A 26,599-nucleotide genomic window follows, 5' to 3' on the forward strand; every position below is an offset into this window, starting at 1 on the left:
TGGTCAAGTTGCTGCTTGATCTAGGGCGTAACGATGAGGCGGTTGAGGTCTGGGAAGCTGCGGTCTCCGTCGACGTGCAGGGTGCCCGACAAGAATTGGTCAAGTTGCTGCTTGATCTAGGGCGTAACGATGAGGCGGTTGAGGTCTGGGAAGCTGCGGTCTCCGTCGACGTGCAGGGTGCCCGACAAGAACTCATAACCACACTGTGGCGACTAGGCAGAACAACCGAGTCCCTGGCACATTTGCGACAAGAAGTGAAGGGTAATCGCGAAGGAGCACGATATGCGCTTTATAGCGCTCTTCAAAAATTAAACCTCGTCGACGAGGTTATTGCCGTTCTTACTGACGCGGCGGTGGCTGGCGAAGCTTGGGCCATACCCGAGTTGGCAACTGAACTAAATGACGCAGGTCGTCTTGATGAACTTCTGGACGTGTACCGAACGGTTGTGACCGACAGGGATGATTTCATGCGCGCCGAAATAGTGCGACTGTCGATAGCAACCGGAAGAATGGTTGACGCAGAGAATGATTTGCGTCGAGATGTTTCTATGCGGAAGCCAGGTGCAATTCGCCGACTGGTGAAGTTTCTGGTGGACTTTGAGCGTGCCGACGAAGCTATAGTAGAATGGAGGAATGCTGCTGATGCAGGCGTAGTCGGCGCACTTCGCGAGTTGGCCTTTTTGTTAGATAAATTAGGTCGGCCTGAAGATGCAATAAAAATATGGAAGCAGCTGATGGATTCTGGTGATCAAGACGCGCGGACGACATACTTGCACCATCTAGAGGTTATGGGACGATGGGACGATTATGTTGATACGCTGCGGAACGAAATCGAAGCGGCGGATGACACGGTACGCAGGAGAATTCGTCCGCGATTGGCCTGGGCGCTCAGGAGAGCAGGAAAGTGGGATGACGTCGCTCAAGTTTGGCTCGAAGCGGTTGCGGCAGGTGAGGATGGTGCCCGTTCTGAATTGGCGGGAATTTACGAGAGTTGGGGTAAATATGACCTCGCCGAAGCGGTATGGCTCGACGCTATTGAGAACGGAAAAGTTGAATGTCGTCGGCAACTTGCCGACCTCTACGATCGGATCGGACGTCGAGATGACGCGCTAGCGACCCTTGGTGCCGCATATGAGAACAATCTCTGGGGTGCTCGTCTGGCTCTGGTTCAGTTGCTGGAGCGCTATGGCAAGGTAGACGATGCGATTCAGCTACTCCGAATAGCGGTTGGCGCCGCTGAGCATGGCGCACGATTCGAGCTCGTTGCATTGCTTAGGCGTCACGGTAGGGCCGGGGAGGCGGACCAGCTTGATGCAAGCGGGTTGCGGCCGCCGGCAATAGTCACGTAGATCAACAATCGACCTCGGCTGCGGAAAGTCAATCATCTCGACTGAGAGGATGTCTTCCCCGGCCTGCTGAAGCTCGATCCATGCAGCGCCATGGTCGCTCGGACGAATGCTTGATGATCGGCGCCCAGCGGCAGCGGCGGATGGTCGACCGGATCAGCGCAGCACGCTACGACTGATCTTCGAGAAACGCGCTCACAACCGGCCGCTCCGCCCGGTCACCCGCCAAGAACATCTTTCCCTGCGGGGACGCCGAAAGGCACGGTCGGCAACGCCATCCGGTAGCCGCCTGCCGGCCGGGTCGGCTGGGCTGACCCTGCTTTCTCCTTGTCTGTCGCGACAGCGTCCGGAGGGGCGTATGCAGTGAACTACGGGCGACCGACGCACAAAACCCCGTCCCCGCCGGGAACATGGTTCACGCGGTTCACGAAGCCCAGCTCGGATCTTTCCTGCCGGCGACAGGCCGGCTCGACGCCGCGACCGGTGGCTGTTGTCCGTGGTCCTTCCGGTGTCCGCGTTGGTCAGGCCGGCCCGTTGCCGGCCGGGCGCCGTGGCGGCGGTTGTCGGTCGGGGCTGTAGCGCACGGGCCGCGCGAGTACGACTGGGCGCGGGCCCCGATCCGGATCGGCCGGCAGCCCGGACGTGGACACTGGCTGCTCGCCCGCCGTTCACTCCCGGATCCGACCGAGATCACCTACTACGTCTGCCATGGATTCCGCCGCTCGAGCCTGCTGGACCTGGCCTGGATCGCCGGCACCCGCTGGCGGATCGAGGAATGTTTCCAGCAGGCCAAGAACGTAGCCGGACTCGACCACTACCAGGTCTGATCCTGGCCGGCCTGGTACGCCCACATCACCCTGTCGATGCTCGCCCATGCCTGGATCGCCATCTCCCGATCCCTTGCCACAAAAGAGGAACCGGCGTCGCCGAACCCGGCATAATCGGATTCACACTACCGGAGATCCGGCGCCTGCTCACCAAACTGATCCTGCGTGTCACCGACGCCGCAGACCACATCTGAGCTGGTCTCGCCTCCGGCGCCGTCGACAAGACCAAGCCCGGCTCAGCCACTACAACGTCGCAGCTACCCGGGTCTGGATCTGTTCGTCGGCTCGTGTCGGTGGGCGTTCGGCGATCGCGCGAGGTGCGGGGCTGGTATCGGTCGTGCGAGCGGCGTCGGACAGCTCGACCACGACGACCAACTCGGCGAGTGTGTAGCCGTCACGAGTGGTCTCGTGAGCCGTCACGCCCGTCACATCGGTTGTGACAGCTAGCTGTTCGCAGCTCACCATGCTGACGAGGACCGCGCTCGACCTCGGCGCCGACCGATGGTGCCGATGCCGTAACGGACCGCGTTCCAGAACCAGGTCTGTAGCCAGTTCACTCTGGTGAGCACTTCGACCGTGACGATCAGGGCGATCGGCCACACGCCGGCGCCGAGCTGGGGGCCCAGCCCCGGCGTCCATCCTGGCGGTTGTGTGCTGGCGGGCAGCCAGGTGTGGAGGACGTTGGCGGCGATCGAGGTGACCGAGCCGAAGGCGAAACCGAGCCAGCCGACCGCGGTTCCTCCAGAAGACGGTGTCCCACCTACTGGCGACTTGGCGGATGTGGTCGTCGGGTGATCCCCGGAGATCCCGCCGGGCGGCTGGGATGGCGCCAGATCGGTTCGTGAGTCGGCTGGCGACGGCGCTTTGGCGGGTGAAGCGGATTCGGTTCTGGTGGTCGGCTGGCGCTCGCCAGCGCGCTGGTGATGCCTGGTGGTGGTCGGCGCTCGCCTGGCATCACCACCTTCCTTGATCTTGTCCAGCGCCGTTCGCACCACATGCTCGGACAGACCGGTGGCCTCGACGAGTGCGGGCTTGCCTGGAGGTCGCCGTCCATCGCGCTGTGCCTGGTCAAGGTGGGCTCGGATCCGGTCGACGGCGTCCGTCTGAGGCATGGTCGTCATCAGCGCCTCCCGGGCGGGAGCAGCAGGTCGCTGTCACCCTGAAGAGTGGCCGCCTCACCAGACAGAACCGCGAGATCGGCCAGTGGGTGCGGCTCTCCTGTCAGTGCTGAAAGAGCGGCGGCCACCTCGTGGATGGTCGCTGCTGTGTAGGTCAAGGTGACGCCACCGCGATCGCTTGACGTGTCGGGGCCGGCGTGCCCGGCGTACGCGGCCGCGACTGCGTAGCCGAACGTGCGCTCGACCCAGGTCAACGTCGTGTACCGCAGCCAGTGCGACGTGACACCGAGCCCCTTCGCCCACGGCAGAGTCCGCCAGATTCGGTTCCAGAACGTCTGGTACGTGTGATAGCGGATGGGTGTGCCGTTGCGCAGGCGCAGTACCTGGGAGTGCGGGTCATGATCGGTACCGCGGGAGTCGTGGTGCTCTAGAAGCGCGTTGAGCAGGGTCGGTGATACTGGTTGACGTCGATTCTTGCCACCTTTTTCGCGCAGCAGGACGGTGCAGTCCCGAGGATTGAGGTCGCGACGCCGCAAGTTGAGCGCACCACCGACCCGGCAAGCGGTCTCGCTGTGGAACCTCAACAGGAGGCTGTCCAGCAGTGGATCAGGGCCGGAGCTGGCTGCGGCCCGGTTTATTTCGGTGAGTTCAGGCGAAGTCAGAGCGCGTCGACTGTGATTCCGTCCTTTGGTGTTCTTGATAGTGGCAGCCGGGCTTTCCGTGATGGGAATCAGCCGGTCTTCGGCAGCTCGCCGGTAGAAGCACTTGACGGCGTCGATGAAGAGCGCTCGTGCTCCTGCGCCGGTGTAGGACTCCGATTTGGCGGCAGCTCGCTCTTGGACCAGGTTGGCCAGCGCGTTGATGTCCGTGGCGCGGGGCTCGTCGATTGGCCGGTCGCCCCACTCGGCGACCAGGATGTTCCAGTAGTAGATCCAGGTCTTGCTCGACGTCTTGGGCGTTGACTTCGCGACCTCGGGTGCGTATTCGGCGAAGGTCGGCATCGTCTTGGCTTTGGCCTGGCGTGGTGTGTTGTCCGGCGACACGCCGAGCTTGGCGAGTACGAGTTCGACCGCGGCTGCGACGGTCTGCTCGTTCACGGAGGCGTCGTCGTTCACAGGTGGCCTCCGGGCTGAGCAGTTTCGTGGTGCGGCGAGATCAGGCGATCGAGTTCGGGCATGGTGTAGATGACGAGCGTGTCGCGCTCGGCGCAGGCCGCGAGCAGGAGTCGGTCGCCCTTGGCGATTCCGCAACGTGCCCGCATGGCGGCGGGGATGCGGATCTCACGCCGGGGCGTGAGGTGGTACCAGCCGTCGGCGGCGCGTCGGTAGGTCCCGGCGCCCACTCCGACGGTGGTGAGGGAGAGTGCGTCGTCAACGGTCCATCCGAGGGCGTCGATGATCGACTGCTCGGAGACCCGGCCCGAGCGGTCGACCCGGGCGATGGCGTAAGTCCAGGTAGTTGTGCTCGGCACTGCCAGCACCTGGGCGAGGTCGGGAGCCGCCGTGGGCCTTCCGCAGCGGGGTTCAGTTCGGGTGGGCCGGACATCGGGAATGAGGGCGGGGATGATGCGGTCAGACACGAGCCCACCGCCGTGATTCCGCGGGGGAGCGGTCGCGGTTCGCAGGACGGCCAGTCACCGGCCGGCTGCAGACCGGTACCGAAACGCTGTTTCGGTGGTGATATGTCGCGCAAAACGCTGACTTAGCGGTTGGTCACTTGGCGATACGCGGGAGGAGATCCCGATGTGACGTAGGCACGCGCAGGATCTTAACCGTGCCGGCGGCGCGAAGCCGCCTGCTCCGGGTGGGGGAACCGGTTCGAGTGGGGTGATCGGCTCCGCTACTCGAACACCCCGTAGCCCGCGACGGCGTGGGCCCGCACGCCGTCCATGTCGAGTTCCACGCCGATGCCGGGCGTGTCCGGAAGCGTGATGTAGCCGTCCTTGACGATCGAGCCGCTGCCGTCGGGGGCGTGGACGTAGCTGTCCCACACCGCGCGCTCCTCCAGGGCGTGCCATTCCTGGACGAAGAAGTTGGGGATCGCCGCGCACTGGTGCGACGTGGCCATCGTGCCCAGCGGCGTCGACACCAGGTGGGGTGCGAAGGGGATGTAGTGCAGCTCCGCGAGGTTGGCGATCTTCTTGGCCTCGGCGAGGCCGCCGCACTTGGGCACGTCCGGCTCGATGACGTCCACCGCGCCGCGTTCGAGGAGCTCGCGGAATCCCCATCGCAGGTAAAGGTTTTCTCCGGCGCAGATCGGGGTGCGGGTCTGGGCGCGCACCCGCACCAGCGCGTCGATGTTCTCCGCCGGCAGCGGCTCCTCGAGCCACATCAAGCCGAAGGGCTCGAGCTCCCACGAGATCCGGCACGCGCTCGGCACGTCGTAGCGGGCGTGCAGGTCGATGGCCAGGTCGACGTCCGGGCCGATCGCTTCGCGGACGGCCGCCACGCGCTCGACCATCGAGCGCAGCTCGGCGGCGTTGACCGTGTGGTTGAAGACGTCGAACTTGGCCGGGTGGTGCAGGTCGTCGATGTCGAACTTGAGGGCGGTGAAGCCTTCGGCGACCATCCGCTGGGCCCGGTCGACGCACCCGGCGATCGAGCCCGCCGGGTCGTCGCCGTCGCCGCAGTCGGCGTAGAGGCGGATGCGGTCGCGGAACTTCCCGCCGAGCAGCCGGTGGACCGGCTGCCCGGCGGCCTTGCCCGCCAGGTCCCACAGCGCGAGCTCGATCCCGGACAGGGCGATCACGAACACCCCGCCCTGGGGACCCGCGAAAACCTTGCTGCGGCGCAGTTTTTCCCAGCAGCGCTCGACGTTGCGCGGGTCCTCGCCGATCAACAGGGGGGTCAGGGAGTTGATCATCCCGACGACGGCGCCCGCGCCGGCATCGGGGTTGGCCTCGCCGAACCCGCTGAGGCCTTCGTCGGTGTCGATCCGGACCAGCGTGGCCTCACCGTGGTAGGCCACCACCGCCGTCGTGACGTTCACGATCCGCATTGCTCTCCTGCCGCAGGGTAGTGCCGAAGAACGGGACTACTGTGCCGATTGTCAACAATCCGACCACAGCCACGGTCGAATGGCTTCGCAGCAACGGTTACGTGCCGCGCGGGGGCGGCCTGCTTTTGGCCGGATTGTTGACGCGAGGTCCAACTTGTCCTATAAGCTGCTGACATGCCTAGGAGACAAGAGTCTCCGGACGCTGTCAAGGTCCGGACTCTTCCGGTGCAGGTGGCGGCCCACCTGACCCGGCGCATCGTCAGCGGCGAAATCGAGGACGGCCGGGCCCCGTCGGAACTCGAGATCTCGAGTGAGTTCGGGGTTTCCCGCGTGGTGGCGCGAGAGACGCTCAAGATCCTCGCCTCGCTCGACATCGTCGACGTGGCGCAGGGCCGCCGCGTCGTGGTGCGCCCCCGCGCGGAGTGGGATTACCTGAGCCCGTTGCTGATCGAGTGGCTGCCCACGGAAAGCGTCGACGAGCTGCTGCAGGAACTGCACCAGATGCGGGTACTGCTCGAGCCCGAGCTGGCCGCCATGGCCGCGGCCAGCATCACCGACGAGACGCTGGCCCGGCTCGGGGACGAGATCGGCCGCATGGCGACGCTCGAGACGGACCCCGAGGCCTACCTCGAGGTCGACCACGAATTCCACATGGAGATCTGCCGGGCGGCCGACAACCGCATCCTCGACCGGATCATGTACTCCGCCCGCTGGCTCGGCACGGCCAGCCGGCGCCTCACCAACGAGGCACCGGCCGGGCTGCGCCGCGCCACCGCCCAGCACACGGAGATCTACGAGGCGCTGGTGGCGCGCGATCCGGCGGCCGCCCGCGCGGCGATGCGCAAGCACTTGAGCAACAACTACTCCACGCTCCTCGCGGAGAAGGAGCAGCGAAGCAAGCGGGCCGCACGGCGGCGCTAGTCCCACGGCACGACCGAGTTCCGGAACCGATGACGAGGACGGACGAGGCATGGCAGCACCTGCGATCCCGCCGATCCGGCCGGGGCTGATCGGCCCGCCGCCGGACCCCGTCCCGGCCGGAGGCGCCCTCGGCCATCCTCACGCGGTCCCCTCCGTGGGCGTACCCGAATCCTCGTCAGGACAACGCATCAGCAGTTCGGCGTCCTTCGCCGCCTGAACGACCCGCAGTGCGGCATTCGCCTCGCTGTCCCGCCGGTTGCACCGTCGCCCCGTCGGCACGCGTCCGTTCGATCGGACGCGAAAGGAGTGGTCATGGAAGAGAAAACGGACTGGTCGAGACGCTCGTTCCTCGGGCTGAGCGCGCTGGGGGTGCTCGGTCTCACCGGATGCGGCAGCAGTCCCGCCCCCGCACCGCAGGTCGACGTCCAGGTCCCCAAGGCGCTGCTCGATCAAGCTTCCAGGCTGCGCGGCGGGTCGGTGGGGATGCTCTCGCAGAAGCTGTACTCCGAGGCCGCCAACAAGGCGCTGGACAAGTCGCTGCAGGTGTTCGCCTCGGCCACCGGCACCACCATCCGCAACGACCTGGTCTCCGGCGACGCCGGCGACATGGTCGCGAAGATGGACGCCGAGGTGAAGGCGGGCACCAACCGCGATCTGGCCTTCATGAGCGACCGGCGGTTCGTCGGCCAGCTCCACAACCTCGGCGCCCTCACCGACGTCACCGACGTGGTCACGGAGATGCGCGAGCTCTACGGTGAACCCGCGACGGAGGCCAACGACTACTGCGTGTTCGACGGCCGCTGGTTCGCGATCCCGTACCACTTCATCGCCTCCGCGATGTACCTGCGCAAGGACTGGTACCAGGAAAAGGGTCTCCCGCTCAAACCCCACTACACGTGGGAAGAGCTGCGCGACAACGCGTTGGCGGTTTCCGACCCGGCGAAGCGGCGCTTCGGCTGGGGGCTCACGGTGAACCGCTCCGGCGACGCCAACGGCTTCATCGCGAACGTCATCAACACCTACGGCGGGGCGATCGCCGACAACACCGGCACGAAGGTGGTGTTCAACTCGCCGGAGACCGTCGCCGCCGTCACGTTCATCGGCGACATCTACACGAACCCGAAGTACCGGCCGATGCTGCCGCCCGGGATCGGCAGCTGGACCGACTCGAGCAACAACGAGAACTGGCTGGCGCAGATCCTGGGGCTCACGCTCAACCAGTACAGCGTCTACGCCGACTCGAAGACCAAGAAGAACCCGGTCTACGCCAACACGCACCCGTTCAACGGCGCCACCGGGCCGGCGCTCGACCGGCCGCTGGCGTACGGCGAGTCCAACTCGTTCGTCGTGTTCAAGGGGGCGAAGAACCCCGACCTCGCCAAGCTGGTGGCGAAGTTCATGGTCGGCGGGAGCGCGCTGCTGGGGGTCGCGAAGGAAGCACCGTGCCTGGTCAACCCGTCGTGGAGCAAGGTGTGGGACTCCGACCCGTACTACACGAGCGGTGACCCGGCCTTCGCCGCCCTGCGGGAGCAGACCCGCGCGCAGCTCCCGGTGACCACCAAGACCGGCTACGCGTTCCCCCAGACCCCGAGCCCCGGCGAGCAGGCCGCCACCGCCGCCTACCTGCTGACCGACATGATGCAGTCGGTCATCCAGGGCACCCGGCCGGCCGACGCCGTCGCCGCGACCCACGCCCGGATCGTGCAGATCTTCGAGCAGCAGGGCTACCGGCAGTGACGGTCCTGCGTCCCAAGAGGACACCCCCGGCGCCGGCCCGCCCGGCGCCGGGCGGGTCGTCCTCGCTCACGCCGGCGCAGCGGCGGCTCGGCCGCGACTGGCGCCTCGCCGCGGTGTTCATCGGGCCGACGCTGGTGCTGGTCGCCGGCCTGATCCTGGTCCCGATCATCGGCTCGATCTTCACCAGTGCCACCGAGCGCCACGGGGCGGAGACGGTCTTCGTCGGGCTGGACAACTACACCGCCCTCGCCGGCGACGCCCTGTTCCACAAGGGTGTGCTCAACTCGTTCGTCTTCACCGCGTATGCCGAGATCTTCAAGGTGGTCTTCGGGCTCATCGCGGCGTTGATGCTGCACCACATGCGCCGCGGCCGGGCGATCGTCGCCGGGGTGATCCTGCTGCCGTGGGTGATCCCGACGGTCGTCACGGCCTTCACCTGGCGGTCGTTGCTCGACCCGATCTTCGGCAGCGTCAACGTCCTGCTCACCGAGTCCGGGATCGGGCCCGGTCTCGCCGCGATCGGGCTCGTCGACAAGTGGCCCGCGGAGTGGCTGTCCGATCCCGCGCTCGCGATGCCGGCGGTCATCCTGGTCAACGTCTGGAAGGGCATCCCGTTCTTCACGGTGACGTTCCTGGCCGGGCTCAAGGCCATCGACAGCGGTCTCCACGAGGCGGCGATGGTGGACGGCGCCTCGCCGTGGCAACGCTTCGTACACATCACGCTGCCGGGGCTGCGTCCGGTCATGATCGTGACGGTGCTGCTGTCGTCGATCTGGACGTTCAACAACTTCGACCTGATCTGGCTGATGACCCAGGGCGGACCCGGGGACGCCACCGCCCCGTACGTGATGGTGGCCTACTCGAAGGCCATCCAGCAGCTGCAGCTGGGCGCGGGCGCCGCGGTCACGCTGGTGATGCTGCCGATCATCGCCGTCCTCGTGGTGATCCTCGTGCGGATGATGCGGCGCAGCGACCAGCCGGGCGCCGCGGACCTGGGGCGACGGCGGCTGAGTCCCGCGCAGCGCACGGCGTTGCCGTGGGTGATCGTCGCGGCCGCGGTGCTCGTGCTGGCCTGGGCGTCGCCGCACATCGTCTGGAAGGCCGCGCTCGTGCTGGGCGTGTTCGTGGTGCTCGCGGCCGCTGTCGGCCGGCTCGTCTCGGTGCTGGCGACGCGGGGCAGCAAGCTGGCCGCACGCCTGGTCGGCGGCACCGGCACGGGGGTCGCGCTCGTGGGGCTGCTGGGCTTCGTGCTCGCCCCGCTCTACTGGATGACGATCACGGCCTTCAAGTCCGACGACCAGATCGTCGCGCGCACCGACGACCTCTGGCCGACGCCGTGGAGCACCGAACAGTTCACCAACCTGTTCACCGGCCGGGCGTTCGGTACCTGGTACGTCAACACGATCCTGGTTTCGGTGGCGTCCACCGTGATCGCCCTGGTCTGCGCGGCGCTGGCCGGCTACGCGCTGGCACGGCTGAAGTTCCGGGGATCGGAGAGCTTCACGGTGACGATCCTGCTCACCTACGTGATGCCGGGCGCGCTGCTGTTCATCCCGCTGTACCAGCTGATGAGCGGGATCGGGCTCAACGACTCGCTGTGGTCGCTCGTGCTCGCCTACCCCACGTTCACCCTGCCGTTCGCGACCTGGCTGCTCGTCGGCTACTTCAAGTCGATCCCGGCCGACCTCGAGGAGGCCGCGCTGGTCGACGGCTGCACGCGGTTCGGGGCGTTCCTCCGGATCGTGCTGCCGCTGGCCAAACCGGGCCTGCTCGCGGTCGCGCTGTTCACGCTCACCAACGCGTGGAACGAGTTCCTGTTCGCCTTCGTGTTCATCACCAAGGACAACTACAAGACGCTGCCCGTCGGCATGCAGTCGATGATCTTCGGTGACGTCGTGCCGCAGGGACAGCTGGCCGCGGCGTCGCTGCTGGTCAGCATCCCGGTCGTGCTCATGTACGGGTTCGGGCAGCGCTTCCTGACCGAGGGCCTCACCGCGGGGGCGGTGAAGGGATGAGCGCGACCGTCAGTCCCGGCCCCGCTCGGCGCGCCACCGCTCGTACTCGGGCCGGGCCTCGTCCGACAGCGGGTAGTACCGCCGCAGGTCGCCGCCCTCGGCCAGCCGCGTCCGGGAGAACTCCTCCCATTCCGCGTGTTCCCGCGCGACAGCCACCAGGGCGGGGGCGAGCTTGACCGGCACCACGACCGCGCCGTCGTCGTCGGCGACGACGATGTCGCCCGGCTCGACGAGCGTGCCGCCGCACGCCACGGGCACGTTGACGGCGGCCGGGACGATGTCGGTCTGGGCGTGGAAGTTCGGCGTGGCGCCCCGGATCCACAGCCCGAGGCCGAGCCGCTTGGCCTCGCCGATGTCGCGCAGGCACCCGTCGACCACCACGCCGGCGCCGCCGCGGCCCTTGAAGTAGGTCAGCATCATCTCGCCGAACACGCCGCTGTTCATGTCGCCGCGCGCGTCGACGACGATCATGTCACCGGGCCGGGCGTGGTACATGACGTGCCGGTGCAGCTGCTTTTCCGGTTCTTCGTATTCGTCGACGGGATAGCGGTCCTCCCGCTTCGGCAGGAACTGCAGCGTCAGCGCCGGGCCGGCCACGCGCACGCCGGGGGTCACCGAAACGGGGCCGCGGATGAAGGCGCTGCGGATGCCCAGGCGGCTCAGCTCACCGCTGGCCGTCGCGCTGCCGATGGCCGCGAGGGCCGCACTGAGCTCGGCGGGCGGGCGAACGATGTCGGGCGTCTCGACCACGTCGGTAGCTCCCTTGGTCCACGCTGGCGGAAACGGTCGGAGAGTTCCGTTCCGAGCGTAGTCCGGCGAACCCCCTCGACGCTTGTCCGACGTCCGGTGCGCACCGCGCGTCAGTCCGTGAACCCGTTCTCCGGCAACGGCAACGCGAGCCGGAAGCAAGCACCTTCCCCGAGCGTGGTCTCGAGTTCGACGTCGCCGCCGTGGGCGCGGGCCAGTGACCGGGCGATGGCGAGGCCCAGCCCGGCGTCGGCGCCGGGGGTGCGCGTCCGGGAGCGGTCGGCCCGGTAGAAGCGGTTGAAGACGCGGCTCGCCTGCTCGGCCGTCATCCCCGGACCCTCGTCGGCCACCTCGAGCACCGCGCGGCCGTCCGCCGTCCCGACCCCGATCCGCACGCGCGTGCCCGGTGGCGTGTGGGCGGCGGCGTTGCCCACGAGGTTGGTGACGACCTGCCGCAGCCGGGCTTCGTCGGCGTCGACCGGTGCCGGGCCGGGTGGGCCGGCGCCGCCGGGGCCGGTGAGGGAAACGGCGCGGGCCGGGTCGAGGGCCCGCAGGTCGTGCCGGGCGTCGCCGGCGAGGGTGCGCAGGTCCATCGGAGCCCGGTCGAGCTGCTCTTCGGGTGCCTCGTCGAGCTGGGCGAGCAGCAGCAGATCCTCGGTCAGCGCGGTGAGCCGGGTGGCTTCGCGGTCGATGCGGCGCATCGTTTCGTCCACATCGGACGGTCCGGTCAGTGCACCCATCCGGTAGAGCTCGGTGGAACCCTTGATGCCGAACAGCGGGGTGCGCAGCTCGTGGCTGACGTCCGAGACGAACGTGCGCATCCGCGCCTCGGACGCGGCCCGGTCGGCGAAGGCCCGTTCGAGCTGGCCGAGCATGGCGTTGAGCGACGCCGCGAGGTGCCCGATCTCCGTGCCGGGCGCCGCGAGGTCCGGGACGCGCCGGGTGAGGTCACCGCCGGCGATCGCCGCGGCCGTGTGCTCGATCCGGCGCAGCGGCCGCAGGCCCCGGCGGAGGGCGAGCCAGCCGGCCGCGGTCAGCACGACGAGCAGTGCGGCGCCGGTGACCAGGCTGCTCGTCCGCAGCTGGGCGATCGTGGCGTCGGCTTCGGCGAGCGGCGCGGCCGAAACGACCGTCCCGCCCCAGCGGACGGCCGGCCGGGCGATGGCCCGCCAGCGCTGCGACCCGTCGGCGGCGTCCAGGTCGACGGCCGTCCCGTCGGCCGGGACCGTCCGCATCGCGTCGATCGGCGGCAGCGCCGCCCCGTCCACCCGGGAGGAGTGGAGGCCGCCCGCCACCGCGCCGGCCGCGTCGAGGTACACGACGTACGGGGCACCGAACAGCCCGAGCGCGGGATCGACGAGATCGGGCCGCACGACCGGGTTCGCGGCCGGGGGCGGCCCCGCCGCCCGGGAGATGAGCTCGGTCATCGAGCGCAGCTGGCCGTCGAGGCGGTCGAGCTGGAAACGCTCCAGCTGATCGGAAACCAGCGCGCCGATCAGGGTCAGGCCGGCGAGCAGCAGGCCCGCGGTGAGCAGGAGCAGCCGGGCCCGCAGGGAAAGCCGCTTCACCGGCGGGGCTCCCGCAGCACGTAGCCCACGCCGTGCACGGTGTGGATGAGCTTCGGCTCCGCGGTGTCGACCTTGCGCCGGAGGTAGGAGATGTAGGTGTCGACGATGCCGGCGTCGCCGCCGAAGTCGTCGCGCCACACCCGGTCGAGGATCTGCCCCTTCGAGACCACCCGGCCGGCGTTCTCCATCAGATAACGCAGCAACCGGAACTCCGTGGCGGACAAGCGGATCGCCTGCCCCGCGCGCGTCACCTGGTGGCCCTCGGCGTCGAGCGCGAGCGTGCCCACCGTGAGCGCGCCCACCGGGTGGCCCGCGGTCCGGCGGAGGATCGCGCGGATCCGCGCGATCAGCTCCGCCAGGTCGAAGGGCTTCGTCACGTAGTCGTCGGCGCCGAGGGACAGGCCGGTGACCTTGTCGGACTGGCGGTCCCGCGCAGTCAGGAACAGGACGGGCACCGGCGCGCCGTGGCCGGGGTGCCGTTCGCGCAGCCGCCGGACCACTTCGAAGCCGTCCATGTCCGGCAGCATGACGTCCAGCAGCACCAGGTCGGGCGGCTCCGCGGTGGCCGCGGCGACGGCTTCCCGCGCGGTGGCCGCCGACGTCACCCGGAAGCCGGCGAAGCGCAGCGCGGCGGAGAGCAGCTCGCGGACGGTGGGCTCGTCGTCCACCACCAGCAGCCGGGACGTCATCGCTTCCATACCCGCGAGGATACGGAGAGCCCGTCGGCGAGCAGGGAGCCCGCGAAGCCGGCCACCGCGCCGCCCGCGAGCCCGGCCACCACCGCGAGCAGCGGATTCGCCGCCGACCGCGCGGCGAAGACGGGCAGCGACAGGCCGAACGCGCCGACGGTGACGTCGACGGAAATCCGCGACAGCAGCGCCACGACGGCGAGCACGGCACCGGTCGCCGGAGCGAACCACCCGGTGAAGGCCGCGGCCCGGCGCAGCGGTCCGCCGGGCCGGCGGTGCCCGGCCGCGAAGGCGACGCCCCAGCCCAGCAGCACCACGGCCGACAGCCCGAGCAGCGGGCCACCCGGCGAGACGGGCGCGGCGTGCAGCGCGCACGACAACGCGCCCGAGGAGCTGATCGTCCACGGCACGCCGAGCCCCAGGAGCACGGCTCCGCACACCAGCTGGGGGAGAGCGAGCAGGACACCCCCGGCCGCCGCGGTGCCGCCGAAGATCCACGCCGCGGCCAAGCCCAGCACGGCGAGGCCGGCCACCGGCCACCGCGCGGCACGCAAAGCCGTCGCCACCGAAGGGAACCGGGTGACGAGCCAGCAGGCTCCGACGACCACCAGCGACCCCACCACGGCACCCGCCACCACCGGCCCGACCGCAACGGAGAAGCCGGCGTCGAACCGGCCGGAAAGGGGCAGGCGCGCGGGACCGGCGGCTCGCCCGCAGCCTCCGGCACCACCCGCCGCGACGCCGTCCGGCATCGTCAGGGTTCCCCGGGCCAGCAGCGCGATCACGGCGAGTCCCGCCGACAGGGCCACCGCCGCCACGGCACCGCGGACGAGCAACCCGGCTTCGCGGCGCCGCAGCAGCAACGCCCCCAGCACCACCGCGCCCGCCAGCGAAATCCCCAGCGGCATCACCTCGAGGCCGCCCCGCACGGTGAGCGGGAGCCCACCGGCCGGGGTCGCGCCGGCCTCGGCCGAGCCGCCCGCCGCCAGCGCGACGGCCGCCGCCGTCAGCGGGCCGAACCCTCCGAAGCGGCCGGCGCCCAGCAGAGCCAGCCCGGCCACGGCGACACCCGCCATGGCGAGCAACGCGGCCGCCGCCGCCAGCAGGCCCCGCCCCACCTCCCGCATCACACGTCCCGGCGCCGGAAGACCACGAACGCCACGGCCAGCACGGCGGCGACCCCGGCGCACATCCCGGCCAGGTTCAGCCACGGGTGCGGGAAATCGGGATCGGGGGCCGTCTTGAAGACCGCGGCCGCGCCGAGCGTCGGCCAGTAGAAGAGCAGGCCGTGCAGCCAGGCCGGAAAGAGCCCCGCGAAGCCGGGGACCAGGAAGACGATCCCGACCAGGGTGGCGAGCGCGCCCGCCGTCGCCCGCATGATCGTGCCCAGCCCGACCGCGAGCAGCGCGATCGCCGCGAGGTAGAGCCCGCCGCCGGCCACGGCGGAGAGCACGCCGGGATCGCCGATCCGCGCGTGCGGTACGCCATGGGCGGCGAGGACGGCCTGGCCGAGGAAGAAAGCGGTGAACATCAGCACCTGGCCCGCCACCACGGCGACCGCGACCGCCACGACCACCTTGGCCGCCAGCAGCCGGTGCCGCCGGGGCGTGGCGGTCAGGGACGTCCGGATCAGGCCGGTCGCGTGCTCGGAGGTGACGACGAGGATGCCGAGCACCCCGACGATCAGCTGCGCGACGATGTACGACGTCAGGCTGCGGCCGGTCGGGTCCCAGGGGTCGTCGCCGGGGTACTGCCGCGCGGCGGCGTTCATGGCGAGGGCGGTGATGCCGAGCCCGACCGCGAACAGGCACGCGAGGGTGTACCAGGTGGAACGCAGGCTGCGTACTTTGATCCACTCGGCGCGGACGGAGTGGGCGAAGGACACGCTCATGCGGCGGCCCCCTGGTAGTCGGTGCGGTCCTTGGTCAGTTCCATGAAGGCGTCTTCCAGCGAAACACGCTGCGGCGTGAGCTCGGCGAGCGCGACGCCGTGGTAGGCCGCGACCTTCCCGATTTCCGCGCTCGTCATGCCGGACACGACGAGCGACGCCTCGGTCCCTTCCCGCACGGCGGCCCCGGCGGTGGCCAGCAGCCGCGCGAAGCCCGGCTCGGGCGTGCGGACGAGCACGGTGCCCTCGCCACGCACGAGCTCGCTCACGGTGGTGTCGGCGACGAGCCGTCCCCGGCCGATGACGACCAGATGATCGGCGGTCTGCGCCATCTCGCTCATCAGGTGGCTGGACACCAGCACCGCCCGGCCCTCGCGGGCGAGCGAGCGCATGAAGTCCCGGATCCAGCGGATCCCTTCGGGGTCGAGGCCGTTCACCGGCTCGTCGAAGATCAGCACCCGCGGGTCGCCGAGCAACGCCGCGGCGAGGCCGAGCCGCTGCCGCATGCCGAGCGAGAACCCGCCCGCCCGCTTGCCGGCCACGCCGTCCAGCCCGGTCCGGCCGAGCACCTCGCCGACCCGGCGGCGGGGGAGGCCGTTGCTCACCGCGAGGGCCAGCAGGTGGTCGTGGGCCGTGCGGCCACCGTGGACGGCACCGGCGTCGAGCAGCGCGCCCACCTCGGTGAGCGGCACGGGGAGATCCCGGTAGCGGCGCCCGCCGATGGTGACCGAGCCCCGCGTCGGCGCGGCCAGGTCCACGATCATCTTCATGGTCGTGGACTTGCCGGCGCCGTTGGGCCCGAGGAACCCGGTCACCTGCCCGGGCTGGACGGTGAACGACAGGTCGTCCACCACGGTGTCGGGCCCGTACCGCTTGGTCAGGCCCCGGATTTCGATCGTCATGCCGCGAGCGTGCCGCCCCCGCCCGGCCGGATCCTGGGAGGTGCTGGGAGAACTCTGAGAATCCGGCCGTCAGGGGCGGTGCCGGCCGGGGACCACCCCGGAAATCGCAACCGGATCGCCGGGCCGGTCGCGGATCCCGGCCAGGACGAGCAGCACCACCACGGCCGTGCCGATGAGCATCGGCACCGATCCGGCCCGCGTCGTAGCCGTTGACCGCCCAGCCGTCGTCGAGGTGCGCCGCGTCGAAGCCGGCGCCGGGATGGAGGCCCCGCGTCGGTCGCGCGCGGTTCCGGATCGCCGGCGCCGCGGTGTGGTCGCGTTCCCGGGCCGCCACCGCGCGCGCCGGGTTCGCCTTCCGGGACTCGTGCGGGTCAGCCCAGCTCGGCGTGCAGCGCCGGCTTGACGGATTCTTCGGCGAACTCGCGGAAGGTGGTGGGCGTGGTGTTCGCGGCGGTGCGCGGCGTGGTGTTGTTGATGCCGCGTTCGCCGGCGAGGTCCATGTCCATCATGGACCGGGCCATCGCCTCGGAGAACCCGCGGCCGACGAGGAACTGTTCCACGGCGGCGCGGTCCCCTCGCCGGAACCGGACGGGCCTGCCGAGGACCTCGGTCAGGACTTCGGCGATTTCCTGGTGCGAAAGGTCTTCGCCGCCGAGCACCTCGACCGAGTCCTGCCCGGTCCAGGTGCGGTCGAGGAGGTACCCGGCGGCGAGCGCCGCGATGTCCTTCGTCGCGATCCAGGGCATCCTCAATCCGGCGGGCACGGTGCCCGAGACGACCCCCTCCTTGATCGCGGCCACCTGCCGGAGGACGTTGTCCATGAAGGCGGGCAGAGCCAGGGCGCGCACGTGCGCGCCGGTGCTGCGGAAGAGGTCCTCCATCGCGTGGGACGCGGACACGTGGCCGGCGTAGATCTGCGATCCGCGCCCGAGCGCCGAGATGATCACGACGCGCGGCACCGCGTGGCGTACGACGGCGTCGGCGCCCGGGATCGAGGCGGTCACATAAGCCTCGTAGGGACTGCTCGCGGTCGCGGCCGCCGGCATGAGCCAGAACAGGGCGTCGGCGCCGTCGAGGGCGCGGTCGAGGACGTCGGGATCGCGGTGCGAACCGGCGACGACCTCGGCTCGCGTCCGGACGTCGGCGGGCAGCCGGTCCGGGTCCCGGACGATGACCCGGACCGGCTCGTCCTGCCGCAGCAGCGTGGCGACGAGCTTGCTGCCGATCTGCCCGGTCGGGGCGGTGATCACGATCATGGAGAATGGCTCCGATTCGGCGGGAAGCAGAAGTAAACTCTACTGTACCGTATACTTTGAGGTGGACGCCATGGCCCGACGCGGGGAAGCGCTACGCGAGCACATCCTCGACACGGCGAAGCTGGCGTTCCTGGAGGACGGCTTCGAGCGGACCTCCATGGACGCGATCGCGGCGCGCGCGGAAACGTCGAAGCGTTCCCTGTACGCGCACTTCCCGACCAAGGACGCGCTGTTCCTCGCGGTCGTCGAGCGCGTCCGCGCCCTGTTCGGCGCCCGGATGGGCACGCCCGCCGAGTACTCCGGGGCGGCGGAGGAGGCGGTCGTGCGGTACTGCGGGCGGTTCCTCCAGCTGGTGCGGTGGTCCTCGGTCGCCCGGATGCTCCGCCTCGGGATCGCGGAGGCCGATCGCCTGCCGGAGCTGGCGGCGGGCCTCTACGACGTCCTCTTCGGGACCACGGCCGGTGATCTGGCGGCGCACCTGGTGGCGGCACTGGGGCTCGCGCCCGGCGAGGCCGAAGCGGTGGCGGACGAACTGATCGGCCTCGTCGTCCACCCGGCGCTGCCGCGCCTGCTGTTCGGGATCGACTCGCCGGTGGACGAGCCGCCGGCGGAGGCCGACTTGGCCGCGGACGTCGACCTCGACCGGATCGACCGACTCTTCCGCGTCGTGCTCGGGTCGCGTCGGTGAGCTAGCGGCCCGCCGCCGTAACACCATGCCTCTGAACTGCTGAAACCTACTATTCTGCGGTGGTATACACGGTGGGTATACTCCTGCGGTATAGTGATCCTCGACCCCGGATCCGGGGTCGAGGAGGGATCAGGGGGATGTCGATTTCGCACACCTTGCTCGCTTTGCTCGAATCCGGCCCGCGGCATGGCTACGACCTGAAACGGGCGTACGACGAGCAGTTCGGGCAGGACCGCCCGCTGGCTTACGGCCAGGTCTATTCGACGCTGTCACGGCTGCTGCGCAACGGCATGGTCGAAGTGGCCGGCGTCGAGAGCGGGGACGGGCCGGACCGTAAGCGCTACACGATCACCGACGCGGGGGTCACCGACGTCGAGACGTGGCTGCGCACACCGGAAAACCCGCAGCCGTACCTGCAGAACACGCTCTACACCAAGGTGGTGCTCGCGCTGCTGTCCGGGCGCAGCGCCACCGACGTGCTCGACGTCCAGCGCGGCGAGCACCTGAACGTGATGCGCGCGCTCACCAAACGCAAGCACGCGGGCGACCTCGCCGATCAGCTGATCTGCGATCACGCGCTCTTCCACCTCGAGGCGGACCTGCGGTGGCTGGAGCTCACCGCCGCGCGCCTCGGTGAACTCGAACAGGCGGTGCGCTGATGGCCGGGCCGGGAACGCCGTTGCTCGTCGGCAAGGGACTGCACAAGTCGTTCGGCCCGACACGGGCGCTCGACGGGGCGGCGCTGTCCGTCTCGGCGGGGGAGGTGCTCGCGATCATGGGCGCGTCCGGGTCGGGCAAATCGACGCTGCTGCACTGTCTCGCCGGCATCATCCGGCCGGACGCGGGCACCATCGACTACCGCGGCGCCGACCTCGCCGGGATGGCCGACAAGGGCCGGAGTGCGTTGCGGCGCACCGACTTCGGCTTCGTGTTCCAGTTCGGCCAGCTCGTGCCCGAGCTGTCCTGCCTCGAGAACGTCGCGCTTCCGCTGCGGCTGACCGGAAGCCGGCGGAAGCAGGCCGAGGCCAAGGCGACCGAATGGCTCGCCCGGCTGGAGGTCGACGGGCTGGCCAAGCGCCGCCCCGGCGACGTCTCCGGCGGGCAGGCGCAGCGGGTCGCGGTGGCGCGGGCGCTGGTGACCGGGCCGAAGGTGGTCTTCGCCGACGAGCCGACCGGCGCGCTCGACTCGCTCAACGGCGAAAAGGTCATGCGGATGCTCACCGAGGCGGCGCGGGAAACGGACGCCGCGGTGGTGCTGGTGACCCACGAGCCGCGGGTGGCCGCCTATTCGGACCGGGAGATCATGGTGCTCGACGGGCGCACCGTCGATCGGGAGCTGGTCGCATGATCCGCGATCTGGCGCTGGGCCTCCGGCTGGCCGTCGGGGGCGGCCGGATGTCCGGCGCGGCGCTGCTGCGCCTGGCGATGACCGCGTTCGGGATCGCGCTCGCGGTCGCCGTGCTGCTGCCCGCGGCGGCGGTCCACCACCTGGTCGGCGCGCAGGCGGAGCGCAAGGCGGCGATCACGCAGGTCACCGAGCCGCGTGCGGGCGTCGCCCCGCTGCTGGCTTACAACTGGTACGCGTCGGTGGGTGACGAGTTCGTGAAGGTCACCGCGGTCGCGGCGACCGGGCCGAGCTCGCCGGTGCCGCCGGGGCTCAGCCGGCTGCCCGCGCCGGGGGAGCTCGCCGTGTCGCCGGAGCTCGCCGCGAAGCTGGCCGGACCGGAGGGCGGCTCGCTGAAAGCGCAGCTGCCCGGGCACGTCGTCGATCGGATCTCGCGGGAGGGCGTCTCCGGCGCGGGCGATCTGGCCGCGTTCTACGGGGTGCCGGCCGCGCAGATCGAGGCCGAGGGCGCCGACGGCAGAAAGGTCTACGCGTTCGGCCGGCCCTACACCGGGCTCGGGCTGTCGGCGGTCGTGCTGGGCGTCATCCTGCCGATCGCGGCGGTGCTGCTGCTGCCGTTGCTGATCTTCGTCACCACCGCGTCGCGGATGGGTGCGGCGCAACGGGAACGCCGGCTCGCCGCGCTGCGGCTGCTCGGCCTGGACTCCCCGCAGGTCAAACGGATCGCGGCGGCCGAATCGCTGGTCGGGGCCGGGATCGGGCTCGCGGCCGGGATCGGGTTCTTCGCCCTGCTGCGCACGTTCGTCGCCGACATCCTGCCGTTCGGCCTGCGGATCTTCCCGGAGGACCTGGTCCCGTCCTGGCCGTTCGTCGTGGTGATCGTGCTGCTGGTACCCGGGCTCGCGGTCGGTTCGGCGCTGTTCGGGCTCCGCCGCACGATCGTGGAACCGCTCGGCGTGGTCCGCCAGGGCAAGCCGGTGCGCCGGCGGATGTGGTGGCGCTGGGCGCTCACCACGATCGGCGTGGTGTTCCTCGCCGCCACCCTGGCCTTCGACCGCGGGGACGGCGACACACCCGCCGCGCTGGCGCTCGCGGTGGGCAGCGTGTTCCTGCTCGTGGGCGTCGCGGCCCTGCTGCCGTGGCTGGTCGAGCGGCTCGTGGAGCGGCTGCACGGCGGTTCGCCGTCGTGGCAGCTCGCGATCCGGCGGCTGCAGCTGGACAGCGGCACCGCCAGCAGGGTGGTGTCCGGCCTGGTCGTCGTGCTGGCCGGCACGATCCTGATCCAGGGCGTGATCACCTCGCTCGGCAGCGGTTCCGACCAGCAGGTCACTCCGGACGGCGTGGCCGCCGCCCCGGTGCAGGTGCAGACCACCGCCGAGCACGAGGGCGAGGTCCGCGAGCTGGTGTCGGCCGTGCCCGGGGTGACCGGCACCCACCCGGTCCGGAACCTGTCGTTCCGGACCGGGAAGGGCGAGGAGAGCTACGGCGTGGTCGGCGACTGCGTGGCGCTCAAGGTGCTGGCGAACATCGGCGCCTGCTCCGACGGCGACGTGTTCTACCTGGCGACGGCATCGGCCCGCACGGCACCGGCCGGCCGGGTGCAGTTGCAGGGCCATTCCCGCGCCGGCGCAGTGAACGGTCCGGAGTGGACGGTCCCGGGCACCGCCCGGGTCGTGCGGTCGGACGACACGGCGAGAGGCGGCCAGAACCTGCTGGTCACGCCCGGCGCGCTCGGCGGGCTCGCCCTCCCGGCGTCCTCGGTCGCGGTCTACGTGTCGGGCACCGGCGACCCGCAGGCGCTGACCGACGACGTCGCGAGGGCGGTCCAGCCGCTCGCGTGGAACGCCACGACCACCAAGAGCGACTACCTCGGCGATTTCCGCGCCCGCGACCAGCGGATGGTGGAAAGCTTCCGCGCGGTGCTGATCACCGCGTCGCTGTTCGTGCTGGCGGTGGCCGCGATGAGCCTGCTGATGCTGTCGATCGAGCAGATCAGCGAACGGCGGCGGCCGCTGGCGGCGCTGTCCGCGGCCGGCGTGCCGATCGGGGTGCTGGCCCGCGGGGCGCTGTGGCAGACCGCGATCCCGGTGGTGGTCGGCGTGGTGCTGGCGGTCGCGGCGGGGCTCGGGCTGACGGCCCCGATCCTGCGGCTGGCGGACCGCCCGATGATCGTCGACGTCCCGGTGCTGCTCGCGCTGGCGGGGACCACGGTGGTGGCGGTCCTGCTCGTGACCGCGTTGACGATGCCCTTGCTGCGGCAAGTGACCCGATTGGACACCCTGCGCTCGGAATGAGCCGGTCGGCCGGGGCCCGCCGGCCGGCATCTCGGCTCGCCTGCCGGGTGTGTTCGGGGCCGCCGCTCGCCCGCCGGGGCGCGTCCGGCCGCCGCTTGCGCGCCCTTGCGGTGATCGCGGATCGGGTTGCGCGCGTGGTTTTGCGCGAGCAGGGCCCGGTTGCACACCAGCCGGCGGGGAATCTCCGCGGGCGGCGGCGCGGCCCGTACCGCGCCGCCACCCGGTCACCGTTCGCAGGGCCCGAAGTACCGGCACTCGATCAGCGCCCGGGGGTCGAGCGACCGTGCGCGCGGCTCGAGGGTGTCGAGCAGGGTGGCGATCTCGTCCAGGTCCACGGCACCCGCCGCGGTCAACGGGAAGAACCGCTCCTGGGTGTCGTGCTCGGGGCAGCCGCTGCCGCGGAGGTTGCCCGCCGGGACGAGGGCGAAGACCTCGTCGCCCTCGTTGCCGAACGTGAAGTAGCTCTGCAGCCGCACCGGGGTCGTGTCGGCGACCTCGTTGATGTGGCAGCCGCCGTAGGTCTCGGGGTAGTGCCACCCCGCGTGCACGTCGTCGGCGAACCACACCCGCGCGGGATCGCTGTCGCCGTCGAGGAGCCAGCCGCGTGCGGTGAGGAACTCGTGCACCCCGAGCTGGCGGGCGACCATGAGGTCGGACGTGGTCATCGCGGTCCCTTCGGACGAAGACGGGTACTCACGCTCAGTGTCGCGCTTGGCCGGTTTCCACGACCGGGTGACCCGCGTCCGGGAAGCGAGACGCCGAGCCGGCTACACGATGCCCGCCGAGATCAGCTGCTGCCAGATCTCGCCCTGGTCGACGACCTCGACGCCGTGCTTCTCGGCCTTCGTCAGCTTGCTCGCCCCGACGTCGGCGCCGGTGATGAGCAGGTCCGTGCTCGCCGAAACCGAGGTCGCCGTGGTCGCGCCCGCCCTCTCGCAGAGCCGCTGGAACGTCGGCCGGGGCACCTTCTCGCCCGACCGGGGGTCGCTGATCGCGCCGGTGACCACCACCGTCTTGCCCGCCAGCGGCGCGCCCGCCGCGACGACCGGCGGGAGGTCCTCCTCGCGCACGTCCAGCGAAACGCCCGCCTCCCGCAAGTGCTCGAGCTCGGGACGCAGCCGGGTGAGGTGCTCGATCAGCGACGCGGCGACCTTCGGCCCGATGTCCTCCACCGCCACGAGCCCGTCGACACCCGCTTCCGCGACGTCCTCCAAGGAGCCGAACCCGGCCCGGCAGAGGCGGGCGGCCGTGCCTTCGGACGCCATCGGGATCGCCAGCCCGATCAGCGCCCGGCGCAGGCCGACCGCCCGGCTCGCGTCGATCGACTCGATCATCCGCGTGGCCGAAACTTCGCCGATGCGGTCGAACTCGAGCAGCTTTTCCTTCGTCAGCCCGTAGAAGTCCGACGGGTGCTCCAGGATCCCCGCCTCGGCCAGCCGTTCGATCCACACGCCGCCGATGGCGTCGATGTCCGCCGCCGCCCGCGACGCCCAGTGGATCAGCCGCCGCACCGTCTGGGCCGGGCAGGACACGTTGGTGCAGAACAGTTCCCGGCTGTTGCCCTGCTCGGTCAGCGGCTGCCCGCACGACGGGCACACCTCCGGCGGGACGATCTCCCGCTCGGCGCCCGTGCGCTTCGAGGCGTCGAGCACGCCGGCGACGAACGGGATCACGTCGCCGGCGCGGCGCACCAGCACGGTGTCGCCGATCTTGATGCCGCGGGCGCGGATCACCTCCTGGTTGGCCAGTGTCGCGCGGGTGACCGTGGTCCCGCCCACGAAGACCGGTTCCAGCCAGGCGACCGGGGCGATCTTGCCGGTCTTGCCGACGTCCCAGACCACATCGGACAGCACGGTCGTCTTCTCCTCGGCGGCGAACTTGAACGCCAGTGCCCCGCGGGGCGAGCTCGACCGGGTGCCGGCCGCCGCGTAGGCGTCCCGGCTCGCCAGCCGCAGCACGGCGCCGTCGAGGTCGTAGTCCAGGTCGTTGCGCTGCTGTTCGATCTCGCCGATCACGCTCTGCGCCGCGGCGGCGTCGGCGCACCGCCGCATGTCGGCCGCGGTGAAGCCGAGCGTGTGCAGGGCGCTGCCGAGGTCGGTCTCCGCACTGTCGGGCTCGGTGTGCAGGTCGAAGGCGAAGAACCGCAACCGGCGCTCGGCCACCGTCGCGGGGTCCTTCGCGCGCAGCGTGCCGGCGGCGGCGTTGCGCGGGTTGATCAGCGGTTTGTCCGGGTGGGCGGTGTTGTAGGCGGCGAAGGTGGAGCGCAGCATGACCGCTTCGCCGCGGACCTCGACCCGGCCCGGTGCGCCGACCTGCTCCGGGATCCCGTCGGTCAGGGCGCGCACGAGCATCGTGACGTCGTCGCCGGTGGTGCCGTCGCCGCGGGTGACGGCCCGGGCCAGGCGCCCGTTTTCGTAGACGACGGCCAGCGACAGGCCGTCCAGCTTCGGCATCACGACCACCGGCTGGCCGGGGAAGCGGTCGAAGAACGCCTCGACCTGCTCGGGTTTGGTCGCCTTCTCCAGCGACAGCATCGGGCGCGAGTGCCGGATCGGCGCGTGCAGCACCGCGGGCGCGCCGACCTGGTCGAGGGGGTTCGGGTCGGGCGTGAGGTCCGGGTGCGCCTCGATCAGGCTCCGCAGCTCGTCCTCGACCGCGTCGTACTCCGCGTCGGCCACCAGCGGCGACCCCCGGTAGTAGGCGTCACGCAGCACCGTGATGCGGTCGGCGAGTTCCGGGATGCGTTCCTGAGCGTTCACACCGGGGACGTTACCGGGCACCCCCGACAAGAACCGCAGCCTGGAAGAACTCCAGGGTTACGATGAAGATCATGCGATTCGCCATCAAGACCTCACCCCAGAACACCGAGTGGGCGGACATGCTCGCCGTCTGGCAGGCCGCGGACGAAATCGAGCTGTTCGAGTCCGGCTGGACCTTCGACCACTTCTACCCCATCTTCTCCGATTCGACCGGACCGTGCCTGGAAGGCTGGGTGACGCTGACCGCGCTGGCGCAGGCCACCAAGCGGCTGCGGCTGGGCACGCTGGTCAGCGGCATCCACTACCGCCACCCCGCGCTGCTGGCGAACATGGCCGCGACGCTCGACATCGTCTCCGGCGGCCGGCTGGAGATCGGCGTCGGCGCCGGCTGGAACGAAGAGGAGTCCGGCGCGTACGGCATGGAGCTGGGCTCGATCAAGGCCCGCAGCGACCGGTTCGAGGAAGCGTGCGAGGTCCTCGTCGGGCTGCTGACGCAGGAGACCACGACGTTCCGGGGTGAGCACTACCAGCTGACCGACGCCCGCTGCGAGCCGAAGGGCGTCCAGCGGCCGCACCCGCCGATCTGCATCGGCGGCAGCGGCGAGAAGCGCACCCTGCGCACGGCCGCGAAGTACGCCCAGCACTGGAACTTCGTCGGCGGCCCGCCCGAGGAGTTCGCCCGCAAGCGTGAAGTCCTGCACCGCCACTGCGCGGACGTCGGCCGCGACCCGGCGGAGATCACGCTGTCCTCGCACGTCCGGCTCGAACCGGACCTCGATTACGCGAAGGTCGCCGCCGAAGCCGAGGCGCTCGGGGAAGCGGGGGTGGACCTGGCGATCGTGTACCTGCCGCCGCCGCACACCCCGGCCGTGCTGGAACCGCTGGCGAAGGCGCTCGAGCCGCTGCGCTGAACCGCCGCGTCAGGCCGGGGCGCCCAGCGCGGCGACGGCCGCGGCGATGCCCGCGCGGTCGTAGCCGCCGGTGGGCAGGGTGGCGCTGTGCGCGTGGCGGACCACCCCCTGTGCGTCGACGAGGATGCTGCCGGACCGCTGCAGCGCGCCGAAGACGGCCCGGCTCAGGCCCACCAGCTCGTGGGGCGTGCCGCGGCGGCCGGTGAGGACCGGGAACGGGATCTCGTGCTTCGCCCGCCACGCGGCCGCCGTCGCGCGGTCCTCGGGGACCGCGATCAGGACCCGGACGCCGGCCGCCTCGAGCGCGGCGGCGTCCTCGGCGAGGGCATGGACGTGCCGCCGGCAGACCGGGCACGTCGTCGACCGCATGAAGTAGAGCAGGACGGCGTGCCGGCCCCGGTGGTCGGCCAGGCGGACGGTCTGCCCGTCGGTGTCTTCCAGCACCAGCGGCGGTGCGGGCGATCCGGCTTCGAGCACGGTGGACTTCCTTTCGCGAGGGGGGTTTTCAGGCGGTGTGCAGCCGGGGGGGGGGGGGGGGGGGCGGCGCGGGGCGGGGGGGGGTGGTGGGGGGGGGGGGGGGGTGAGAAAAAA

The 26,599-nt window shown here is 70.5% G+C and carries 24 protein-coding genes and 1 pseudogene; 10 read left to right on the forward strand and 15 right to left on the reverse strand.

What is annotated here, in order from left to right:
* Positions 1-1,349, forward strand: a 1,349-nt coding sequence (locus tag ACFVYA_RS21670) for a tetratricopeptide repeat protein (protein WP_387047378.1), incomplete at its 5' end; no start/stop codon positions are given.
* A 548-nt stretch (positions 1,350-1,897) separates the two neighbouring features.
* A pseudogene (locus tag ACFVYA_RS21675) lies at positions 1,898-2,287 on the forward strand (IS701 family transposase); the annotation flags it as partial.
* A gap of 129 nt (positions 2,288-2,416) precedes the next feature.
* Here ACFVYA_RS21675 and ACFVYA_RS21680 read toward each other — a convergent pair.
* The 5 genes from ACFVYA_RS21680 to ACFVYA_RS21700 all read right to left on the reverse strand — a co-directional run bounded on the left by ACFVYA_RS21680 (position 2,417) and on the right by ACFVYA_RS21700 (position 6,288).
* Entirely contained in the window at positions 2,417-2,593 is a 177-nt protein-coding gene (locus ACFVYA_RS21680; protein WP_387047380.1) for a hypothetical protein, read from the reverse strand.
* 38 nt (positions 2,594-2,631) lie between these two features.
* Entirely contained in the window at positions 2,632-3,294 is a 663-nt protein-coding gene (locus ACFVYA_RS21685; protein ID WP_387047382.1) for a hypothetical protein, read from the reverse strand.
* A complete protein-coding gene (locus ACFVYA_RS21690; RefSeq protein ID WP_387047384.1) occupies positions 3,294-4,406 on the reverse strand; it encodes a tyrosine-type recombinase/integrase in 1,113 nt (370 codons plus the stop codon). The genes ACFVYA_RS21685 and ACFVYA_RS21690 overlap by 1 nt, the downstream gene beginning before the upstream one ends.
* Complete coding sequence (locus ACFVYA_RS21695; RefSeq protein WP_387047386.1) at positions 4,403-4,870, reverse strand: hypothetical protein; 468 nt, start codon at positions 4,868-4,870, stop codon at positions 4,403-4,405. The genes ACFVYA_RS21690 and ACFVYA_RS21695 overlap by 4 nt, the downstream gene beginning before the upstream one ends.
* Before the next feature lie 260 nt (positions 4,871-5,130).
* A complete protein-coding gene (locus ACFVYA_RS21700) occupies positions 5,131-6,288 on the reverse strand; it encodes a mandelate racemase/muconate lactonizing enzyme family protein (RefSeq protein WP_285990402.1) in 1,158 nt (385 codons plus the stop codon).
* Positions 6,289-6,462: 174 nt separating this feature from the next.
* Between ACFVYA_RS21700 and ACFVYA_RS21705 the strand changes: the two genes are divergently transcribed.
* The 3 genes from ACFVYA_RS21705 to ACFVYA_RS21715 all read left to right on the forward strand — a co-directional run bounded on the left by ACFVYA_RS21705 (position 6,463) and on the right by ACFVYA_RS21715 (position 10,961).
* Positions 6,463-7,209 carry a FadR/GntR family transcriptional regulator gene (locus tag ACFVYA_RS21705; protein WP_285990403.1) on the forward strand — a complete coding sequence of 249 codons (747 nt, stop codon included), beginning with the start codon at positions 6,463-6,465 and terminating at the stop codon, positions 7,207-7,209.
* 312 nt (positions 7,210-7,521) lie between these two features.
* The gene (locus ACFVYA_RS21710) at positions 7,522-8,946 is read left to right on the forward strand and encodes an extracellular solute-binding protein (RefSeq protein ID WP_387047388.1); all 1,425 of its coding nucleotides are present in this window, start codon (positions 7,522-7,524) and stop codon (positions 8,944-8,946) included.
* Positions 8,943-10,961 (forward strand): ABC transporter permease subunit, encoded by a 2,019-nt coding sequence (locus tag ACFVYA_RS21715; RefSeq protein WP_387047390.1) that lies wholly within the window; start codon positions 8,943-8,945, stop codon positions 10,959-10,961. The genes ACFVYA_RS21710 and ACFVYA_RS21715 overlap by 4 nt, the downstream gene beginning before the upstream one ends.
* A gap of 9 nt (positions 10,962-10,970) precedes the next feature.
* On the opposite strand, the gene ACFVYA_RS21720 is transcribed toward ACFVYA_RS21715, so the two are convergent.
* From ACFVYA_RS21720 to ACFVYA_RS21750, 7 genes are all read right to left on the reverse strand, one after another.
* Positions 10,971-11,711: a ribonuclease activity regulator RraA gene (locus ACFVYA_RS21720; RefSeq protein WP_285990406.1), complete on the reverse strand. Its 741-nt coding sequence runs from the start codon at positions 11,709-11,711 to the stop codon at positions 10,971-10,973.
* 110 nt (positions 11,712-11,821) lie between these two features.
* The gene (locus ACFVYA_RS21725) at positions 11,822-13,276 is read right to left on the reverse strand and encodes an ATP-binding protein (protein ID WP_387047392.1); all 1,455 of its coding nucleotides are present in this window, start codon (positions 13,274-13,276) and stop codon (positions 11,822-11,824) included.
* A complete protein-coding gene (locus ACFVYA_RS21730; RefSeq protein WP_387047473.1) occupies positions 13,273-13,965 on the reverse strand; it encodes a response regulator transcription factor in 693 nt (230 codons plus the stop codon). Before ACFVYA_RS21730 ends, ACFVYA_RS21725 begins: the two co-directional genes overlap by 4 nt.
* The gene (locus ACFVYA_RS21735; RefSeq protein WP_387047394.1) at positions 13,962-15,092 is read right to left on the reverse strand and encodes a streptophobe family protein; all 1,131 of its coding nucleotides are present in this window, start codon (positions 15,090-15,092) and stop codon (positions 13,962-13,964) included. Before ACFVYA_RS21735 ends, ACFVYA_RS21730 begins: the two co-directional genes overlap by 4 nt.
* Positions 15,092-15,856 (reverse strand): ABC transporter permease, encoded by a 765-nt coding sequence (locus ACFVYA_RS21740; protein ID WP_387047395.1) that lies wholly within the window; start codon positions 15,854-15,856, stop codon positions 15,092-15,094. Before ACFVYA_RS21740 ends, ACFVYA_RS21735 begins: the two co-directional genes overlap by 1 nt.
* A complete protein-coding gene (locus tag ACFVYA_RS21745) occupies positions 15,853-16,755 on the reverse strand; it encodes an ABC transporter ATP-binding protein (RefSeq protein ID WP_387047396.1) in 903 nt (300 codons plus the stop codon). Before ACFVYA_RS21745 ends, ACFVYA_RS21740 begins: the two co-directional genes overlap by 4 nt.
* Positions 16,756-17,126: 371 nt before the next feature.
* The gene (locus ACFVYA_RS21750) at positions 17,127-18,011 is read right to left on the reverse strand and encodes an NAD(P)H-binding protein (RefSeq protein ID WP_387047398.1); all 885 of its coding nucleotides are present in this window, start codon (positions 18,009-18,011) and stop codon (positions 17,127-17,129) included.
* A 70-nt stretch (positions 18,012-18,081) separates the two neighbouring features.
* Between ACFVYA_RS21750 and ACFVYA_RS21755 the strand changes: the two genes are divergently transcribed.
* The 4 genes from ACFVYA_RS21755 (at position 18,082) to ACFVYA_RS21770 (ending at position 22,338) form a co-directional block, all read left to right on the forward strand.
* Entirely contained in the window at positions 18,082-18,699 is a 618-nt protein-coding gene (locus ACFVYA_RS21755) for a TetR/AcrR family transcriptional regulator (RefSeq protein ID WP_387047400.1), read from the forward strand.
* A gap of 137 nt (positions 18,700-18,836) precedes the next feature.
* Complete coding sequence (locus tag ACFVYA_RS21760) at positions 18,837-19,358, forward strand: PadR family transcriptional regulator (RefSeq protein ID WP_285990414.1); 522 nt, start codon at positions 18,837-18,839, stop codon at positions 19,356-19,358.
* Positions 19,358-20,047 (forward strand): ABC transporter ATP-binding protein, encoded by a 690-nt coding sequence (locus tag ACFVYA_RS21765; RefSeq protein WP_285990415.1) that lies wholly within the window; start codon positions 19,358-19,360, stop codon positions 20,045-20,047. The genes ACFVYA_RS21760 and ACFVYA_RS21765 overlap by 1 nt, the downstream gene beginning before the upstream one ends.
* The gene (locus ACFVYA_RS21770) at positions 20,044-22,338 is read left to right on the forward strand and encodes an FtsX-like permease family protein (RefSeq protein WP_387047402.1); all 2,295 of its coding nucleotides are present in this window, start codon (positions 20,044-20,046) and stop codon (positions 22,336-22,338) included. Before ACFVYA_RS21765 ends, ACFVYA_RS21770 begins: the two co-directional genes overlap by 4 nt.
* A 224-nt stretch (positions 22,339-22,562) precedes the next feature.
* On the opposite strand, the gene ACFVYA_RS21775 is transcribed toward ACFVYA_RS21770, so the two are convergent.
* Both ACFVYA_RS21775 and ligA read right to left on the reverse strand, forming a co-directional pair.
* Entirely contained in the window at positions 22,563-23,003 is a 441-nt protein-coding gene (locus ACFVYA_RS21775) for a hypothetical protein (RefSeq protein WP_387047404.1), read from the reverse strand.
* Positions 23,004-23,105: 102 nt separating this feature from the next.
* A complete protein-coding gene (gene ligA / locus ACFVYA_RS21780; RefSeq protein ID WP_387047406.1) occupies positions 23,106-25,097 on the reverse strand; it encodes an NAD-dependent DNA ligase LigA in 1,992 nt (663 codons plus the stop codon).
* 71 nt (positions 25,098-25,168) lie between these two features.
* Here ligA and ACFVYA_RS21785 point away from each other — a divergent pair, with 71 nt between their 5' ends.
* Positions 25,169-26,008: an LLM class F420-dependent oxidoreductase gene (locus ACFVYA_RS21785; protein ID WP_387047408.1), complete on the forward strand. Its 840-nt coding sequence runs from the start codon at positions 25,169-25,171 to the stop codon at positions 26,006-26,008.
* A gap of 9 nt (positions 26,009-26,017) precedes the next feature.
* Here the strand turns inward: ACFVYA_RS21785 and ACFVYA_RS21790 are convergent, their stop codons facing one another.
* Positions 26,018-26,485 (reverse strand): peroxiredoxin family protein, encoded by a 468-nt coding sequence (locus ACFVYA_RS21790; protein ID WP_387047410.1) that lies wholly within the window; start codon positions 26,483-26,485, stop codon positions 26,018-26,020.
* Positions 26,486-26,599 lie beyond the last annotated feature (114 nt).

It is taken from the genome of Amycolatopsis sp. NPDC058278, from assembly GCF_042881395.1.
Classification (GTDB): Bacteria; Actinomycetota; Actinomycetes; order Mycobacteriales; family Pseudonocardiaceae; genus Amycolatopsis.

What these genes read in the sequence shown, in the direction of transcription:
- ACFVYA_RS21685 (WP_387047382.1), bottom strand. Translation starts at nt 3,294, where the DNA reads ATGACGACCATGCCTCAGACGGACGCCGTCGACCGGATCCGAGCCCAC.
- ACFVYA_RS21700 (WP_285990402.1), bottom strand. Translation starts at nt 6,288, where the DNA reads ATGCGGATCGTGAACGTCACGACGGCGGTGGTGGCCTACCACGGTGAG.
- ACFVYA_RS21705 (WP_285990403.1), top strand. Translation starts at nt 6,463, where the DNA reads ATGCCTAGGAGACAAGAGTCTCCGGACGCTGTCAAGGTCCGGACTCTT.
- ACFVYA_RS21710 (WP_387047388.1), top strand. Translation starts at nt 7,522, where the DNA reads ATGGAAGAGAAAACGGACTGGTCGAGACGCTCGTTCCTCGGGCTGAGC.
- ACFVYA_RS21730 (WP_387047473.1), bottom strand. Translation starts at nt 13,965, where the DNA reads ATGACGTCCCGGCTGCTGGTGGTGGACGACGAGCCCACCGTCCGCGAG.
- ACFVYA_RS21735 (WP_387047394.1), bottom strand. Translation starts at nt 15,092, where the DNA reads ATGCGGGAGGTGGGGCGGGGCCTGCTGGCGGCGGCGGCCGCGTTGCTC.
- ACFVYA_RS21740 (WP_387047395.1), bottom strand. Translation starts at nt 15,856, where the DNA reads ATGAGCGTGTCCTTCGCCCACTCCGTCCGCGCCGAGTGGATCAAAGTA.
- ACFVYA_RS21745 (WP_387047396.1), bottom strand. Translation starts at nt 16,755, where the DNA reads ATGACGATCGAAATCCGGGGCCTGACCAAGCGGTACGGGCCCGACACC.
- ACFVYA_RS21750 (WP_387047398.1), bottom strand. Translation starts at nt 18,011, where the DNA reads ATGATCGTGATCACCGCCCCGACCGGGCAGATCGGCAGCAAGCTCGTC.
- ACFVYA_RS21755 (WP_387047400.1), top strand. Translation starts at nt 18,082, where the DNA reads ATGGCCCGACGCGGGGAAGCGCTACGCGAGCACATCCTCGACACGGCG.
- ACFVYA_RS21760 (WP_285990414.1), top strand. Translation starts at nt 18,837, where the DNA reads ATGTCGATTTCGCACACCTTGCTCGCTTTGCTCGAATCCGGCCCGCGG.
- ACFVYA_RS21765 (WP_285990415.1), top strand. Translation starts at nt 19,358, where the DNA reads ATGGCCGGGCCGGGAACGCCGTTGCTCGTCGGCAAGGGACTGCACAAG.
- ACFVYA_RS21770 (WP_387047402.1), top strand. Translation starts at nt 20,044, where the DNA reads ATGATCCGCGATCTGGCGCTGGGCCTCCGGCTGGCCGTCGGGGGCGGC.
- ACFVYA_RS21775 (WP_387047404.1), bottom strand. Translation starts at nt 23,003, where the DNA reads ATGACCACGTCCGACCTCATGGTCGCCCGCCAGCTCGGGGTGCACGAG.
- ACFVYA_RS21785 (WP_387047408.1), top strand. Translation starts at nt 25,169, where the DNA reads ATGCGATTCGCCATCAAGACCTCACCCCAGAACACCGAGTGGGCGGAC.